The 17,526-nt window shown below is 67.7% G+C and carries 11 protein-coding genes; 8 read left to right on the forward strand and 3 right to left on the reverse strand.

Annotation, left to right across the window (positions count from 1 at the left end; translation table 11 throughout):
• Positions 1–373 precede the first annotated feature (373 nt).
• Both H7A86_RS03160 and H7A86_RS03165 read right to left on the reverse strand, forming a co-directional pair.
• Positions 374–2,506: a methyl-accepting chemotaxis protein gene (locus H7A86_RS03160; protein WP_180496982.1), complete on the reverse strand. Its 2,133-nt coding sequence runs from the start codon at positions 2,504–2,506 to the stop codon at positions 374–376.
• 306 nt (positions 2,507–2,812) lie between these two features.
• Positions 2,813–4,249 carry a glycoside hydrolase family 5 protein gene (locus H7A86_RS03165; protein ID WP_119130562.1) on the reverse strand — a complete coding sequence of 479 codons (1,437 nt, stop codon included), beginning with the start codon at positions 4,247–4,249 and terminating at the stop codon, positions 2,813–2,815.
• A 211-nt stretch (positions 4,250–4,460) separates the two neighbouring features.
• Between H7A86_RS03165 and H7A86_RS03170 the strand changes: the two genes are divergently transcribed.
• The 8 genes from H7A86_RS03170 (at position 4,461) to hemC (ending at position 16,035) form a co-directional block, all read left to right on the forward strand.
• Positions 4,461–5,948, forward strand: coding sequence for a SulP family inorganic anion transporter (locus H7A86_RS03170; protein ID WP_119129544.1), 1,488 nt, complete (start codon positions 4,461–4,463; stop codon positions 5,946–5,948).
• 229 nt (positions 5,949–6,177) lie between these two features.
• The gene (locus H7A86_RS03175) at positions 6,178–7,158 is read left to right on the forward strand and encodes a GGDEF domain-containing protein (RefSeq protein ID WP_164738999.1); all 981 of its coding nucleotides are present in this window, start codon (positions 6,178–6,180) and stop codon (positions 7,156–7,158) included.
• A gap of 310 nt (positions 7,159–7,468) precedes the next feature.
• The gene (locus H7A86_RS03180; RefSeq protein WP_119130564.1) at positions 7,469–9,097 is read left to right on the forward strand and encodes a M28 family metallopeptidase; all 1,629 of its coding nucleotides are present in this window, start codon (positions 7,469–7,471) and stop codon (positions 9,095–9,097) included.
• A gap of 1,316 nt (positions 9,098–10,413) precedes the next feature.
• A complete protein-coding gene (mdoH, locus tag H7A86_RS03185; protein WP_119129545.1) occupies positions 10,414–12,351 on the forward strand; it encodes a glucans biosynthesis glucosyltransferase MdoH in 1,938 nt (645 codons plus the stop codon).
• A 172-nt stretch (positions 12,352–12,523) separates the two neighbouring features.
• Entirely contained in the window at positions 12,524–13,192 is a 669-nt protein-coding gene (locus tag H7A86_RS03190) for an alpha/beta hydrolase (RefSeq protein WP_119130566.1), read from the forward strand.
• A 4-nt stretch (positions 13,193–13,196) separates the two neighbouring features.
• Positions 13,197–14,249 carry a sensor histidine kinase gene (locus tag H7A86_RS03195; protein WP_119130568.1) on the forward strand — a complete coding sequence of 351 codons (1,053 nt, stop codon included), beginning with the start codon at positions 13,197–13,199 and terminating at the stop codon, positions 14,247–14,249.
• Positions 14,250–14,281: 32 nt separating this feature from the next.
• Positions 14,282–15,007: a LytR/AlgR family response regulator transcription factor gene (locus H7A86_RS03200; RefSeq protein ID WP_180708025.1), complete on the forward strand. Its 726-nt coding sequence runs from the start codon at positions 14,282–14,284 to the stop codon at positions 15,005–15,007.
• Between the two features lie 113 nt (positions 15,008–15,120).
• Positions 15,121–16,035 carry a hydroxymethylbilane synthase gene (gene hemC / locus H7A86_RS03205; RefSeq protein WP_104583745.1) on the forward strand — a complete coding sequence of 305 codons (915 nt, stop codon included), beginning with the start codon at positions 15,121–15,123 and terminating at the stop codon, positions 16,033–16,035.
• 635 nt (positions 16,036–16,670) lie between these two features.
• Here hemC and H7A86_RS03210 read toward each other — a convergent pair.
• On the reverse strand, positions 16,671–17,471 hold the full coding sequence (locus H7A86_RS03210; RefSeq protein WP_104583746.1) for a DUF481 domain-containing protein: 801 nt from the start codon (positions 17,469–17,471) through the stop codon (positions 16,671–16,673).
• Positions 17,472–17,526 lie beyond the last annotated feature (55 nt).

Here is a 17,526-nt window from a genome sequence, read left to right on the forward strand (position 1 = left end):
CGCGGCGTTGAAGCTCTAGATCCCTGTCGTGTTTAGAGGCGATAACCGTATGGAAGCGTCGATTGCACAGCGGCTGATCTGCGGCCTGGCTGCAGGTCCCTTGCCCGCCCACCATCGCGGGGACACGCTGCAAGTACGTCCATGTCAGCTCCTAGGCGGCGCCCACGCCGCGTAAGTTCCCGCGACGGCGGTGAGACAAGGAACCGTCAGAAGGGTCGGTGCGCATGGTTACGAGCAGGACAGGGGCGTGCGTTGTCCGGATCACCGCGCCCCCGATCCGCCGCCCCCGATCCGCTGCTCCCAGGCAGGCGCACCAGTGGCGTGCCTGCCGTTTCTTCCCGCCGCGCAAAAACGCGGGCGATCACCCCATCGATCAAGCCGCCTGCACGACCGAGCGCCGTTGCGGCAGCGCAGCCTGCTGCGGCACCAGGCGGAACACTGCCACGGCGCGCGTCAGATCCGCCGCCTGATCTTCCATGCTGCGTGCAGCGGCGGTGGCTTCTTCCACCAGCGCCGCGTTCTGCTGGGTCATTTCATCCAGCTGCATCACCGTGGTGCTGACCTGCTCGATGCCGGCGCTTTGCTCGGTGCTGGCGGCGGTGATCTCGGCCATGATGTCGGTCACCCGCTTCACCGAGCTGACCACCTCGGTCATCGTGCTGCCGGCCTGCTGCACCAGGTCCGAGCCCTGCGCCACTTTTTCCACCGAATCGGAGATCAGCTGCTTGATCTCCTTGGCGGCGCCGGCCGAACGCTGCGCCAGTGCGCGCACTTCGGTGGCCACCACCGCAAATCCGCGGCCCTGCTCACCGGCGCGTGCCGCTTCCACCGCCGCGTTCAGGGCCAGGATATTGGTCTGGAACGCGATGCCGTCGATCACCCCGATGATGTCGGAGATGCGCGCCGACGATTGCGTGATCGCCTGCATGGTGGTGACCACTTCCTGCACCACGCGCCCACCGCTCTCGGCCACCTCGCCGGTGCCCTTGACCAGCTGATTGGCCTGGCGCGCGTTGTCGGCGTTCTGGCGCACGGTGGAGGTGAGTTCTTCCATCGACGCGGCGGTTTCTTCCAGGTTCGCGGCCTGATGCTCGGTACGCGTGGACAGGTCGGCATTGCCGCTGGCGATCTCGCCGGCGGCGGTGTTGATCATCTCGGCCGAGTGCTGGATGCCCTGCACGATGGTGGTCAGCTGGATCGCGGTGCGGTTGGCCGCATTGGCCAGGCGGCCGAATGCGCCCTCGTAATGCGATTCCACCCGCTGCGACAGGTCGCCATCGGCAATCGCGGCCATGATGCGGCCGACATCGTCCAGGCCTGCATCGGCCTGCTGCATCAGCCGGTTCAAGGCCTGCACCATCTCGGCGAACGCGAACTGGTAGCGTGCCTGCTCGCCGCGTGCGGAGAAGTCGCCGCGCGCGGCCGCATCGGCCAGGCGTGCGATGTCGCTGTTGATCGCCGACAGATTGCCCTTCACCGTATCCAGCGCCTCATGCAGCGCCGCGCGCTGGCCGGGCAGGCGGCGCATGTCGCGGCGCAGATCGCCACGGCCATACTCGCCCATCAGGTCCATCGCCTCGTTGATGGCATCCAGATGCTCGAATACCACCGTGTTCACGCCGTGCGCCAGGGTGCCGTAATCGCCGGGGAAATCCTCCGGAATGCGGTGCGCGATGTTCTCGCCCTGCTGCAGCCGGATCATGGTCTGCATCTCGCCGTTGAAGCGCTGCAACTGGGTCTGCATCTGCTGCATGCTGTGCATCAGCTGGCCGGTTTCGTCGCGCGACTCGACCCGGATATCGTTATCGAAGCGGCCCGAGGCAATCGCCTCTGCAGTGCGCGATGCTGCACGTAGCGGTGCCGCCATCGCCGAGGCGATCAACCAGCACAGGCCGATCACCATGGCCACCAGGGCGCCGCCGATCAAGGTCAGGGTGCGGGTGAAACCCCAGGCCTGCACCTGGATGTCCTCGGCGTACACGCCCATCACCAGCACCCAGTTCCAGGCCGGAAAGGTCTTGGCATAGCTGATCTTGGGCAGCTGTTCCTGCTTGCCGGGCTTGGGCGCATCGTAGTAACTGAAGCCGTCGCCGCGCTCGATCGCGGTCTTGATGTCACGATAGACGTACTGCCCGGCATCGCTCTTGTAGTCGCTCATGTCGGTGCCGACGGCGCGCTTGGGATGCATCAGGATGCGCATCTGCGGGTCGACGATGAAGAAGTAGTCCACGCCGTCGTTGGTACGCATGTCCGCCAGCGTGGTGCGCGCAGCTTCCTTGGCCTGTTCGACCGTCAGTTCGCCGGCCTTGGCCTTGTCGGCATAGTGCTGCATCACGGTCAGGCCCATCTCCACCTCGGTCTTGACGCTGAGCTTGCGCGCCTCGATCAGGTCCAGATACTGCAGGCGTGCCGCGGCCACTGCCAGCAGGATCACGCCCACCGTCAACAAGCTGCACAGCAGGACGAACTTGCGGGTGAGCGGGAGATTGGCAACGTGACGACGCAGCAGGGACACGACAGGCATGGCAACGAGATCCAGAACGCGCACACGGCGCTATGTCATGGATAGCGGCTGATTCACATGCGGGTTGAATGCTAATTGCGGCAGCGTTCGCTTGCGACAGCTGCAATGTAGGAGCGCCCCCGGGCGCGATGGGGCGTTATCGATAACGCCCCATCGCGCCCGGGGGCGCTCCTACAAGGTCATGGGCATCGATCCAGCGATCGATGGATGACGCGATATTGGTGACTTGCAGACTGTCGGCAGCGTGCAAGCGACGGCGGGCACGCACTGCGTGCCCGCCGCAGTGCATCAGCCTGCCGCGCAGAAGCCGAACTCGGCCGTCGCACCGGCCGCCAGGGTGCGGTTGAAGTCCACGCCGCTGGCCTTGAGCGTGCTGCCGCTCTGCGACCAGGTGACGTTCCAGGCATTGTTGACGGTGCCGGTGACCGGCAGCGAGATCGCCCAGGTGCCGCTGGCGGTGCCGGTATTGGTGACCTGCACGCGATTGCAGTAGCCGCCGTTCCACTGGCTGTCCACGCTCACCTTGGTGCTGAAGCTGCCGCTGGGTGTCGGCGTCGGCGTCGGTGTTGGCGTGGGAGTCGGAGTGGGAGTAGGCGTCGGCGTGGTGCTGCTCACCGTGCCCCACAGCGTCCGCAGCAGCGCCATCTTGTCATCGCGCACGCTGGTCCAGTCGTCGCGCAGGATACCGCCAGTGTCGCCACTGTTGGGATTCCACGACCAGTAGAAGCCCTCGTTGATGCCCTTGCTGCGCAGGTACTGCACCAGCGCGTCCTGCCAGACCTTGTCGCGTGCGTCGCCTTCGCCGTACTTGCCGCCGAATTCGCCCAGCAGCAGCGCATACGTGCCGGCGAACTGGCCAAAGTGACGGTCCCAGATCGCCGGCATGTTGTTGGGGAAGTTGCTGTCGTTGAAGTACGCCTGCGCGTACACGTCCGGCCCGTACACATGCGGTGCCAGCAGCAGCCGGTTGGCCGGAATGTTCAGCGGGGTGCAGGCCAGCGGCTGCAGGTTGCCGCCCCAGAAGATGCCGCCATTGGTCGAGCAGACCGGATTGTCGGTGATGCCTTCCACCGCGATGATCCACTTCGGCGCCACCGCCAGTACTGCGGCCGAGCCGCGCTCGGCGGCCTTGTTCCAGTCGGTGGCCGCGTTGCCGGTGCCCCAGGTGGCGGCACCGTGCGGTTCGTTCTTCAGGTCCAGGCCGATCACGCTGGGCACGTTCTTGTAGCGGTTGGCGACAAAGCGCAGATCGTCCAGCCACTGCGCTTCGGAATACGAGCCGGTGTACCAGAGCTCGGAGATGGCAGCGCAATCGGGAGTGTGGTGATCCAGCAGCACATACATGCCGCGCGCGTTGAATTCGTTGATCACCTTGTCCAGGATCTGCAGCGAGCTCAGGCCCTGCAGATCGGCATTGAGGCTGTAATCGATGCTGGTCGGCATCGTGCTGCTGCGCAGGGTGGCCGGGCAGAACGGCAGACGCACGGCGTTGAAGCCCAGGCCCTGCATCTGGTTGATCATGTCCTTCCAGTTGCGTGCCCATAGACCGTGCATGACATGGTTGCCGGTCTCGAAGCCGAACACGTTGACGCCCTTGAGCTGGACCACCTTGCCGCTGTCGTCGACAATCTTGTTGTTGCTGATGGAGTAGCTGAAGGCCGGTGCGGCGGCGAGCGCCAGCGCGGTGGCCAGTGCGAGCGTACTGGCAGTCCTGAAAATGGACATGGTGATCTCCCTAGCGAACCCGGCTCGACACCCGAACCCGGTGAGGGGGGCATCTTGGTCCGCGGCCGCATCGTTTGGCGTGATCCGGACCACAGAAAAGCGCATTGCCGCACTGGTCACACGCCGGCTGCGGGCCGGGTCGCTTTCGCGCACACTATCGCCGCTGTCGCCTGTCCGCAGGCTGTCCTTTCTGTCCCCGGAGTGTCTTCCAATGTCCTTTCTGCGTGCCGAACTGGCGCAATGGCGCGCCTCGCCTGCGCGCGAACTGATGGCCGGTGCGGTCGCTACCTTTGCGCTGATTCCCGAAGTGATCGCCTTTGCGTTCGTGGCCGGCGTCGACCCGCAAGTGGGGCTGTTCGCGTCGTTCGTGATCGGGATTGTCATCGCGTTCTTCGGCGGCCGCCCGGCGATGATTTCCGCTGCGGCCGGGTCGGTGGCCCTGGTGGCCGCACCGCTGGTGGCCGCGCACGGCTTGCCCTATCTGCTGGCGGCCGGGCTACTGGCCGGTGCGGTGCAGATCCTGTTCGGCCTGTTGCGGCTGGGCGTGCTGATGCGCTTTGTCAGCAGCTCGGTGCGCACCGGCTTCGTCAATGCGTTGGCGGTGCTGATCTTTGCAGCGCAGCTGCCGCATCTGCAGCACGCCAACCTGGCCACCTGGGGCATGTTGGCGTTGGGCCTGCTCATCATCTACGGCCTGCCACGGCTGCCGCTGCCGGGCGTGTCGGCGATTCCGTCGCCGTTGCTGTGCATCCTGGTGCTGACGCTGCTGGGCTCGGCCCTGCATCTGCCGCTGGAGACGGTGGCCGACCTGGGCAAGCTGCCCGACGCGCTGCCATTCCTGCAATGGCCGGCGGTGCCGCTGACGCTGGAGACCTTGCGCATCATCGCCTTGCCGGCGCTGGCCATCGCGATGGTGGGGCTGCTCGAATCGCTGATGACCGCACGCGTGGTGGACGAACTCACCGACACTCCGAGCAACAAGAACCGCGAGTGCACCGGGCTGGGCCTGGCCAACACCGCTGCCAGTCTGTTCGGCGGCATCGCCGGCTGCGGCATGATCGGGCAGACCGTGGGCAACGTGAAGTACGGCGGGCGCGGCCGTCTTTCGACCCTGTTCGCCGGCGTGTTCCTGCTGATCCTGATGGTGCTGCTCAAGCCGTGGGTCTCGCAGGTGCCGGTGATCGCCTTGGTGGCGATCATGGTGATGGTCTCGGCCGAGACCTTCGACTGGCGTTCGCTGCGCACCGTGGTCACCCATCCGCGTACCTCCAGCGTGGTGATGCTGGCCACCGTGGCGGTGACCCTGGCCACCCGCAACCTGGCCGCCGGCGTGGCGGTGGGCGTGGTGCTGAGCGGTGTGTTCTTCACCTTCAAGGTGGCCGGGCTGCTGCAGATCACGCACAGCGACGGCGACGATGGCGTGCGCACCTACCACGTGCGCGGGCAGGTGTTCTTCGCCTCGGCCGACGTGTTCATCGACGCCTTCGACGCGCGCCAGGTGCCCGGTCGTGCGGTGGTGATCGATGTCAGCCGCGCGCATTTCTGGGACATCACCGCGGTGGCGGCGCTGGACAAGGTGGTGCAGCGGCTGCGCCACCATGGGCTGGAGGTCCAGGTCAAAGGCCTGAATGCCGGCAGCCGGCGGCTGATGCAGGCGCACGCGCTGGGCGACGATGCGCTGGAGTCCGCATTGCCCTGAGCGGCGCAGGGATGCAGGCCTGTCGCGCGCCTGCACATCCGTGTACGCCGGCTGGCCGTGCGCGGCGGCGGCCGGCGGACAGACTCAAGTTCGCGCGCGCAGCGCCGATGAACCGGCATCGAGATTGCCGGTAACCCGTCGTGATGCCAGTGCGTTCCAGCCCGAGAGGTGTGCCCGCGTGCCGTGACCGGCGCTGCGGGCCTGCGTCCGCCCGCGGGATGGTGCGGCAATGACCACGGCACCGTTGCTGGAGCGCATGGTGGACCTGACCGCCATCCGCGACGCCGATCTGCTCGATCTGAGCCTGTTGCGCACCATGCGCGAGGTCTGCGCGTCCGAGGAGCTGTCGTTGCTGCGCATCGCCCCGGATGGCCGCACCATGGCCGAGACGCGGCTGCGCGAGGATGGCCGGCTGTCGCTGACGGTGGCCGACATCCACGACGCGCACCTGCGCACGCAGCTGGCCGACCTGCACGGGCCGGGCGATGTGGTGCAGTTGCAGCAGGACGGCCGCGCGTTGCTGGTGTATCCGATGATGGAAGCACGCGGGATCCGCACCTGCCTGCGCGTGGGCGGCACGCGCGCACCCGGCGCCGCCGAGCAGGTGATGCTGCAGGGTTTTGCACGTTTCTTCCAGAATTACCGCAGCCTGCTCGACGATGCCCAGCGCGATGCGTTGACCGGCCTGCGCAATCGCAAGACCTTCGACGATGTGATCCTGCGCCTGTTCTCCGGTGGCGCGGATGCAGCGGCCAGCGAAGGCGTGTGGCTGGGGATCGTGGACATCGACCACTTCAAGCGCGTCAACGACGGCTTCGGCCATCTGTATGGCGACGAGGTGCTGCTGCTGGTGGCCCAGTTGATGCAGCGCTGCTTCCGTCAGGACGACCTGCTGTTCCGCTTCGGTGGCGAAGAGTTCGTGATCGTGTTGCGCGGAGTGGATCGCGACACGGCGGTGGCGTTGTTCGAGCGCTTCCGTGTGGCGGTGGCCGAGCATGTATTTCCGCAGGTCGGCAAGGTCACGCTCAGCGCCGGCATCGTCGAGCTGACCGACGGCCGGCTGATCAGCCAGTTGCTCGACGAGGCCGACAAGGCGCTGTACTGGGCAAAGCAGCATGGCCGCAACCGCGCCGAGGTCTACGCCGAACTGGTGGCCAGCGGGCAGATGCGCCAGGTTGCCCAGCAGGTCGGCAGCGTCGACCTGTTCTGAGACGCATCGGCGCTCGCCAGCGGTAGCGCTGCAGTGTCGGCCGTCGCGGCATGCGGCGGCTGGACGCCACCCGGCGCCATGACGCGCCCGCACAGCGCAGGCCGCGCGTCGGTGGCAGCGTCGTCGCATGGCATCGCCACCTGGCCATGTCGATCAGTGCTGCGTCGCTGCCACTCTGCACGTCGCCGCGCGCATCGGTTGCCGCCGTGCACACCCGATCGAACGCCGCAGTGGCTACACTCCAGGGCTGTTCGGACACTACCTGGGTGCTGCAGTGAAGCGAGTTGTTACCAAACGCGTTGCAATGGGAATGTTGGCGATGGCGGTCTCGACCGCACTGATGGCGGCCACGCCGACCTTCGATGGCGCGCGCATCTCGCGCGACGTCAAGGAGCTGGCCTCCGATGCCTACGAAGGCCGCGGCCCGGCCACTGCCGGCGAAGAAAAGACCATCGCCTACCTGAGCAAGCAGTTCGCCGCTGCCGGCCTGCAACCGGGCGGCGATCTGCGCGACGGCAAGCGCGCCTGGACCCAGGCGGTGCCGCTGCGCCGCGCCGATATCGTCGGCACCCCGACCATCGCCCTGCAGCATGCCGGCAAGCCGCAGGCGCTGACCCAGGGCAAGCAGATCGCCATCCGCGCCGCGCTGGACGGCTCGTCCAAGGTCGACATCGCCAACGCACCGCTGGTGTTCGTCGGCTACGGCGTCAAGGCGCCGGAGCGCGACTGGGACGACTTCAAGGGCGTGGACCTGAAAGGCAAGATCGCGGTGGTGCTGATCAACGACCCGGACTTCGAAACCGGCAAGGGCGCCTTCGACGGCGCCGGCATGACCTACTACGGCCGCTGGACCTACAAATACGAAGAAGGCGCACGCCAGGGCGCGCTCGGCGTGCTGGTGGTGCACGAAACCGCGCCCGCCTCCTACGGCTGGGACACGGTGGCCAGCTCCAACACCAACACCATGTTCGATGTGGTGCGCGACAACCCGCGCACCGCGCATCCCACCCTGGAAGGCTGGATCCAGCGCGACCTGGCCGCCGACCTGTTCAAGCAGGCCGGGCTGGATTTCGATGCCTTGAAGAAGCAGGCGCAGACGCGCGGCTTCAAGCCGGTCGAACTCAAGGGCCAGGGGTTGAGCGCCAGCTACCAGGTCAAATCCGATGTGATCACCTCGCACAACGTGGTGGCGCGGCTGGATGGCAGCACGCATCCGGATGAAACGCTGATCTACAGCGCGCATTGGGACCACATCGGCGTGGGCAAGCCGGACGCACGCGGCGACACCATCTTCAACGGCGCGCTGGACAACGCCAGCGGCACGGCCGCACTGCTGGAACTGGCGCGCGGCTTTGCCGCCGGCCCCAAGCCGCAGCGCTCGGTGGTGTTCCTGGCCGTCACCGCCGAAGAAAAGGGCTTGCTGGGCTCGGAGTTCTACGCCTCCAAGCCGCTGTACCCGCTGGACACCACGGTGGCGGTGATCAACATGGACGGTATGAGCCCGTTCGTGCCGTCGCGCGATTTCGGCATCTACGGCACCGCAAAACTCCAGTTGCTCGATCAGCTCAAGACCGTCGCCGGCCAGTGGAAGCTGCGCTACACGCCCGATCCCAAGCCGCAGGCGGGGTACTTCTTCCGCTCGGATCATTTCTCCTTCGCCAAGCGGGGCGTGCCGGCGCTGTCGTATGCGGCCGGGCAGGATTGGGAAGTGGGCGGCGTGGCCGCAGGCAAGGCCGCCTCCGACGACTACACCGCCAAGCGCTATCACCAGCAGGGCGATGAGTGGAAGCCGGACTGGACCTTCGCCGGTGCCGCGCGTGACCTGGGCGTGCTGTACGCGCTGGGCCAGCAGCTGGCCGATTCGCGCCAGTGGCCGAACTGGAGCAACGATTCGGAATTCCGCGCCACCCGCGATGCCAGCGAGGCGGCGCGCAAGTAGGACGGCTGACGCGGCGACGGCGCTTCCATCAGCGGCGTCGCTGTTGCCCGATGCGGCATGTGCCCCGTGTGCATGTCGCCATCCGGCTCAAGCCACGTGCCTGGTGCTCGGGAGGTCTTGTCAGTTGCTTCAAGGCGGTGAGCCTGCGGTTGTCCAGGCAGGCTCGGTGCCACGCATGCGTCGTTTGCAGAGCGGTTGATGAGAGGCCCGGCTCTCAAGCCAATGCCAGCGCATCGGCGTGCGGTGAGGGCGCCAGAGCGGCAGAGCCGCGGGTTGGCTGCAGGGCCCTTGCCCGCCCACCATCGCAGGACACGCCGCAAGTACGTCCGTGTAGGCTCTGGCGCGGCATCCATGCCGCTCAAGGTCCTGCGACGGTGGGCGGGCAAGGACCAGTCGAGATGGCGGTGTGCGTGGTGCAAGCAGGGCATGGCGTGCGTTGTTCGAATCACGTTGCGTCCGATCAGTTCCTCGCGCAAGCCGAGCGGCAGACAGGCCTCCAACACGCAACCTGCAAACGTCTCGTCTGCTCCCCGCAAGCCGGGCAACACGCTTTCAAGAAAACAGCCGACCAACTGCCTGGTGCGGTGTCCTCGCCGTTCGCGGGACCGTGTGGCGGCATGGAGGCCGCCACCGAGCCCCCAGGGAGGGGTTCACGGCGTGTCCCGCGAGCGGTGAGGGCGCCGCGCCCTCGACCCGCCAGGCGTTTGACCTGGCCTTCTGACTGCATCTAGACGCGGCACCGACGCGAGAATCCCGGTTGTCTTGAAGCGGTTACAGAGTGCGGAACGCACCGCCCGTGGCCAGAACAAGGTCGGCGCGGGCCTATAGCGCTGATTTCGAGACCCCCCTGACGCGCGCCTGCCGTCGCAATCCGGTCAACGTCATCGCCGCGATCGCCAGCGCCGGCAGGCTGTCGCTACAACCGATTGCGCCTCCTGGCACATCTATTGCATTTGTCTGACACGACAGCGTGGTTTGACGCCCGTGACGGCACGCGTGCCAGACTGCAATCTGTTGGGGTAGCGTTCGGTCGCTGCGGCGTAGTCTGCCGCGCGGTCCTCGTCAGGTGGGGCGAAGACTGCAGCGCGGCCTTCGTTTCCTTTAACGGTCGATTCTTTAAGATGAGCCGCGGCGTCATCGTCGCAGCCAGGAGAGCTTGTGCATCGGAGTGGTCTTAGAGCTGCTAATTCTGCGACGTGGTCGCGCACCGCCGGGCCTGCCCGGACCAGGGTGCATGCGACGGCGGCGCCACGCGTAGCGGGTAGGGATCTTCCGCTTCAGCCCACACTGCCGCGATCGTGCGGCGGGCAGCCTTGATGGACGGCACAGTGACTCTTTCCCCCGCACCAACCGATCTTCCCCCCGTTTCCGCCCTCGACGCCGGTCAGCCCACGCTGCCACCGGAAGCGCCGCTGGCCATGCCCGAGCAATCCCTGCGCGAAGGTCGCCTGCAGGTGCCGCATCAGCGCACCGCGCCAGTCGGCATCGGCCTGCGGCGTTTCTATCTGATTGGCGGCACCGTCGCCACCACTGCGGTGGCGGTCTGGGTGATGCTGAGCGTGCTGTGGCCCGATGGCCTGAGCGTGCTGGAAGGCTGCCTGCTCGGCCTGTTCGTGCTGCTGTTTGCCTGGATCGCGATGTCCTTCGCCAGCGCGGTGGCCGGCTTCGTCACCGTGGTGGCGCGCGCCGGACGCAAGCTCGGCATCGACCCGGACGCTCCGCTGCCGACCCTGCACACGCGCACCGCGTTGCTGATGCCGACCTATAACGAAGACCCGCGCCGGCTGCTCGCCGGCCTGCAGGCGATCTACGAATCGGTGGCCGAGACCGGCCAGCTGGAGCATTTCGACTTCTTCGTGCTCAGCGACACCACCCGCGAACACATCGGCGCTGCCGAGGAACTGGTCTACAACGAGCTGTGCGATCGCGTCGGCGGACACGGGCGCATCTTCTACCGCCGCCGCGCCGACAATGCCGCGCGCAAGGCCGGCAATGTCGCCGACTGGGTGCGCCGTTTCGGCGGCAACTACCCGCAGATGCTGATCCTGGACGCGGACAGCGTGATGACCGGCGACACCATCGTGCGGCTGGTCGCCGGCATGGAAAACAATCCGGACGTGGGCCTGATCCAGACCCTGCCGGCGGTGGTCAACGGGCAGACCCTGTTCGCCCGCATGCAGCAGTTCGGCGGGCGCGTGTACGGGCCGATCATCGCCTTCGGCGTGGCCTGGTGGCACGGTGCCGAGAGCAATTACTGGGGCCACAACGCCATCATCCGCACCCAGGCCTTTGCCGACCATGCCGGGCTGCCGTCGCTGCGCGGGCGCAAGCCGTTCGGCGGCCATGTGCTCAGCCACGATTTCGTCGAGGCGGCGCTGATGCGGCGCGGCGGCTGGGCCATGCACATGGTGCCCTACCTGCAGGGCAGCTACGAAGAAGGCCCGCCCACGCTGACCGACCTGTTGATCCGCGACCGCCGCTGGTGCCAGGGCAACCTGCAGCATGCCAAGGTGGTCGGCGCCAAGGGCCTGCACTGGATCAGCCGCATGCACATGCTGATCGGCATCGGGCATTACTTCACCGCGCCGATGTGGGGCCTGCTGATGCTGATCGGCATCGGCATTCCGCTGGCTGGTGGCGGCATCGATCTGGCCGGCGACCTGCCGTTCTCGCCCGCCCGCTACTGGCATGGCAGCAGTCAGGGCAATGCGATCTGGATCTTTGTCTGCACCATGTTCGTGCTGCTGGCGCCCAAGTTGCTCGGCTACATCGCGTTGCTGCTCAACCCGCGCGAGCTGCGTGCCTGCGGCGGCGCGATCCGCGCGCTGCTGAGCATCCTGCTGGAAACCGTGCTGGCGGCCCTGATGGCGCCGGTGGTGATGTACCTGCAGTCGCGCGGCGTGTTCGAAGTGCTGGCCGGCAAGGATTCGGGGTGGGACGCGCAGGTGCGCGACGACGGCAAGCTGTCGTGGCCGGCGCTGTTGCGCAGTTACGGCGGGCTGACCGTGTTCGGCCTGTTCATGGGGGCGGTGGCCTATACGGTGTCGCCGTCGCTGGCGGCCTGGATGGCGCCGGTGATCGTGGGCATGGCGGTATCGATCCCGGTGGTGGCGTTGACCTCGCTGCGTCGCACCGGCCTGGGTCTGCGCCGCGCCGGCATCTTCTGCATTCCCGAAGAGCTCGATCCGCCCAAGGTGCTGGTGCGAGCGGCCGAGCTGCGCCGCGCCGCCGCGCTGGAGCCGTCGCTGATCTGAGCGCCTGCCGGGCGCATGGCGGTATGGCCATGCGCAGCGTGAGCTACCCGCCTGTCCTGCCAGGCAGGCCGCGACAGTGGCGACCCGGGGTCACGCGCATGTCGCTTGGCCGCTCCGTGAGCGGCCCGGCCGATGGCGCAAGGCATAATGCCCAGCCCGCAAGCGGAGCTGGATGATGCTGGAAGTGATCGAACGCGAGACCGGACCGAACCCGCAATGGACCGTGCTGTGGCTGCACGGCCTGGGCGCCGATGGCAGTGACTTCGCCCCGATGGTGCCGGAGCTGGTGCGCCCGCAGTGGCCGGCGCTGCGTTTCGTGTTTCCGCATGCGCCGGTCCGCCCGATCACCATCAACAATGGCGTGCGCATGCGCGGCTGGTACGACATCGTCGGCATGGATTTCGCCACGCGCGCCGACAAGGCCGGCATCGCCGAATCGGTGGCCCAGGTCGAGGCGTTGATCGCCCATGAGCAATCCCGCGGCATCGCTCCCGAGCGCCTGTTGCTGGCCGGGTTCTCGCAAGGCGGCGCGGTGACCCTGGCGGTCGGGCTGCAGCGCCGCGTGCCGCTGGCCGGGTTGATCGCCCTGTCCACCTACCTGCCAGACCCGGCGGCGGCCGCCAGCCAGCTGCAGCCGGCTGCCGCCCGCCAACCGGTGTTCATGGCCCACGGCACGGCCGATCCGGTGGTGCCGTTCGGTGCCGGCCAGGCCAGCATGCAGACCCTGCGCACGCTCGGGTTCGAACTGGACTGGCACACCTACCCGATGGGCCACCAGGTCTGCCTGGAAGAGATCGAGGCCTTGCGCAACTGGATGCAGGCGCGCTTCACCGCCGCCTGAGGTCATGGCCCAGCACGCGCCCCAGATCGCCTGGATGCCGGACCTGTGCCGGCTGCCACGGTTGGGCGCCATGCTGGGCCTGGCCGAACTGGTGGTGCTGGTGGTGACCCTGGTGCCCGACGCCGGTGCGGCGCGCACTATCACCGTGTCGCGCTTTGTCTCGGCCAGCGGCCTGGCGCTGTGGCTGGCGCTGGCGGTCAGCGTGCTGCTGTGCGTGCTGCGGCCGTCGTTGTCGCGGCTACCGCCACGCGTGGGCGCGCTGGCCGCGCTGTCGATCGCCGCGGTGGTGGCCATGCTCGGTGCCGGCATCGTGCATGCCCTGTATGCGGCGCTCGACCAGGCCCCGCTTGGCCCCCTGGTCGGCTTCTGGCGCTTCACCCTGGGCAGCGCGGCGACCGTGGTGCTGATCACCGCGCTGGCGCTGCGCTACTTCTACGTCAGCGACCGTTGGGAAGCACAGGTGCAGGCCAATGCGCGTGCCCAGGCCGATGCCTTGCAGGCGCGCATCCGCCCGCATTTCCTGTTCAACAGCATGAATCTCATCGCCAGCCTGTTGCGCCGCGACCCGGTGGTGGCCGAGCAGGCGGTGCTGGATCTGTCGGACCTGTTCCGTGCCGCGCTCGGTGCCGGCGAAGGCGTGTCCAGCTTGCGCGCCGAATGCGAACTGGCCGAGCGCTATCTGGCGATCGAATCACTGCGCCTGGGCGAGCGCCTGCAGGTGCGCTGGCATCGGCAGGAGCCGTTGCCATGGGAGCTGCCGATGCCGCGCCTGGTGCTGCAGCCGCTGGTGGAGAACGCCGTGCTGCATGGCGTCTCGCGCATGCCCGAGGGCGGCACGCTGTACCTGTCGCTGCGCCAGCGCGACAACCAGTTGCAGATCCGTATCGTCAATCCCGCCCCGCAGCCGGGCACCCAGTTGCCGCTGGTGGCCGGTGCCGGCCACGCCCAGGCCAGCATCTCGCACCGGCTGGCATTCCAGTTCGGGGCCGGGGCACGGATGGCGGCCAGCTGGGCCGAGGGCTACTATGCTTGTGAGATCACATTGCCGCTGTCGTGACGGGGGAGTCGCTGCAGCGAAGGGGGATGTCCATGACGGCCACGCAAGTGCGGGTGCTGATCGCCGATGACGAGCCGCTGGCGCGCGAGCGCCTGCGCCTGCTGCTGGGCGAACATCCGCATGTCGAAGTGATCGGCGAGGCCGAAAACGGCCAGCAGGTGCTCCAGCAGTGCCACCACCTGCATCCGGATCTGGTGCTGCTGGACATCGCCATGCCCGGCGTCGACGGCCTGGAAACCGCGCGCCTGCTGCGCCAGAACCAGCCGCAGCCGGCGGTGGTGTTCTGCACCGCCTACGACCAGCATGCGCTGTCGGCCTTCGATGCCGCCGCGCTGGATTACCTGATGAAACCGGTGCGCCCCGAACGCCTGGCCGCCGCGCTGGAAAAGGTGGCCACCTTTCTGGCCGGGCGTGCGCCCAGCGCCGCGCCGCCGCGCACGCACCTGTGCGCACGCCTGCGCGGCAGCCTGCGGCTGATCGCCATCGGCGATATCCGCTACCTGCAGGCCGAGGAAAAATACGTCATCGTCCACCACAGCCGTGGCGAGGACCTGATCGAAGAGTCGCTCAAATCGCTGGAAGACGAGTTTGCCGATCGCCTGGTACGCATCCACCGCAACTGCCTGGTCGCGCGCGCCGAGCTGGTGGAGCTGCGCCGCAGCGGCGATGGCCAGGTGCATGCGGTGCTGCGCAACGTGCCGCACCCACTGGAAGTGAGCCGCCGCTGCGTGGCCAGCCTGCGCGAGCAGTTGCGCTAGCGCGCGGCATGCCGGGTGTGGCCGGGTGCATTGGCCGATCGGCGGCGCGGTGTTGCGGGCGCCGGCGTGCGGCCCAGGTAGGAGTTCCGCGCCCGGTCCGTGATAATGGCCCGATGACCACGCTCCGCATCGCTACCCGTAAGAGCCCGCTCGCCCTTTGGCAGAGCGAACACGTCGCCACCGCGCTGCGCCAGCACCACCCGGGGCTGGAGGTCGCGCTGGTGCCGATGAGCACCCGTGGCGATGAGGTGCTGGACCGCTCGCTGGCCGCGATCGGCGGCAAGGGCCTGTTCCTGAAGGAGCTGGAGCTGGCGATGTTGCGCGGCGAGGCCGATTGCGCGGTGCATTCGCTCAAGGACGTGCCGATGGAGCTGGACGCGCCCTTCGTGCTGCCGGCGATCATGGAGCGCGGCGATGCGGCCGATGCGCTGGTGTCCAACCTCTATGCCAGCTTGCAGGCGCTGCCGCTGGGCGCGCGCGTGGGTACGTCCTCCCTGCGGCGACAGGCGCAGTTGCGCGCCGCGCGCCCGGATCTGGAATTGATCGACCTGCGTGGCAACGTCAACACCCGCCTGGCCAAGCTCGACAACGGTGGCTACGACGCCATCGTGCTGGCCTGCGCCGGCCTGCAGCGGCTGGGCCTGGATGCACGCATCACCGCGCGCCTGGACGTCCCCGACTGGTTGCCGGCGCCGGCCCAGGGTGCGGTGGCGGTGGAATGCCGTGGTGACGATGCGCGCATCCACGGGCTGCTGGCGGTGCTGGATGCCGGCCGCACGCGCGCCTGCGTGGAAGCGGAGCGGGCAATGAATCGCGCGCTGCACGGCAGCTGCCACGTACCGGTGGCGGCATTCGCGCGTTGGGAGGGGCAGGGCCTGTTCCTGCAGGGCATGGTCGGCAGCGCCAGCGACGGACGCCTGATCCACGCCGAGGCGCACGGCAGCGCCGACGACACCGAGGCACTGGGCCGCCTGGTCGCACAAGGCCTGTTCGACAAGGGCGCCGCGCAGCTGCTGGCCGAGCTGTAAACACGCCGCCGCGTCACCTGTACCTGTAACGCAGTCGGCATCGAGATGGCGGCAGGTGCAAGTCCAGCCCTCGCCGCCAAGCAAGCAATACCGCCTCACGCAACGCCCGCTCTCGTAGGAGCGGCCCCGGCCGCGAGAGGCTCTACCGGGAAAGCCCCTCGCGGCCAGGTCCGCTCCTACAGGGCGCGGCTGCGTATTCGAACGTGGGGCGATCGACCGCCGCGTCGCGGCCTGTCCGCCAAAGGCACCGCTCGTCGTAGGAACGGCACCGGCCGCGAGGGGCTTCACCGGGAAAGCCCCTCGCGGCCAGGTCCGCTCCTACCGGGCGCGGTTGCGTATTCGAACGTGGACCGATCGATCGCCGCGTCGCGGCCTGTCCGCCAAAGGCACCGCTCTTCGTAGGAGCGGCCCCGGCCGCGAGGGGCTTTACCGGGAAAGCCCTTCGCGGCCAGGTCCGCTCCTACAGGGCGCGGCTGCGTATTCGAACGTGGGGCGATCGACCGCCGCGTCGCGGCCTGTCCGCCAAAGGCACCGCTCTTCGTAGGAGCGGCTCTTCGTAGGAGCGGCCCCGGCCGCGAGAGGCTTTACCGGGAAGGCTCCTCGCGGCCAGGTCCGCTCCTACGGGGCGTGGTTGCTTATTTGAACGTGTAGACCAGGTTCACCGTGGTCAGCGTGTCGGTCTTTTTGTCGCCGTCGCTGACCTCGCTGTTGTGGCGCATCTGCCAGGCGGCCTTGAGCGCGAAGTGCGAGTTCATGCTGACCTGCACGCCGAAATCGTTCTGCGCGTAGGTGTTGTATTCGCCCGATTCCACCAGCAGCGTGTTGATCAGGTCGGTGTTGTCGGTGACGGTGTACTTGAGGTCGAACAGCCCGCGCCCGATCAGGCCGGTCTCGTTGCGGTCTTCGTCGCTGTTGTGCGCGCGCCGGATACCCGGGCCGATCTGTGCATCCAGATAGAAGCGCTCGGCATCGATCAGGCGCGTGCCGTAACCGATACCGAAGGTGGCCAGGCGGTCGTAGGTGGCGAAGTCGTCGTGTTCGTAACGGCCGGTGGCGGTGAGCTGGCGGTGTTCGCCCAGCTGCAGCGCGCTGCCGGCGCTGCCGGTGTAACGCTCGGCCGTGGTCTGGCGTTCGCGCGAGGTGCTGCCGTCGTCGTTGGTATTGGTGTACTCGGAGCTGGAGCGCAGTGCGGTGGCATCCAGGCTATGGATCCAGTCGCCGTCGGTGTAGCGCAAGCGGACCCGGCCGTTGAGGCTGTCGGTGGTGCTGTTGCCATGGGCGGCGGCGTAGCCGAGCTCGCCACTGCTCCCGCTCCACGGCGACGGCATCACGGCGGCAGCGGGGTCCGCCGGTGCCGGTGCGACTGCCTGGGCCCAGACGGTGGGCGTGATCAACAACAGTGGCAGCAGGGCAGACAACGGGGCACGGCGGGACATGGGCGGCTCGCTTTGGAGGACAGGGGCGAAGAAGGGTGGAAGCGATTTCATGATA

Origin of the sequence: Xanthomonas euroxanthea (assembly GCF_903989455.1) — a bacterium.
GTDB lineage: Bacteria > Pseudomonadota > Gammaproteobacteria > Xanthomonadales > Xanthomonadaceae > Xanthomonas > Xanthomonas euroxanthea.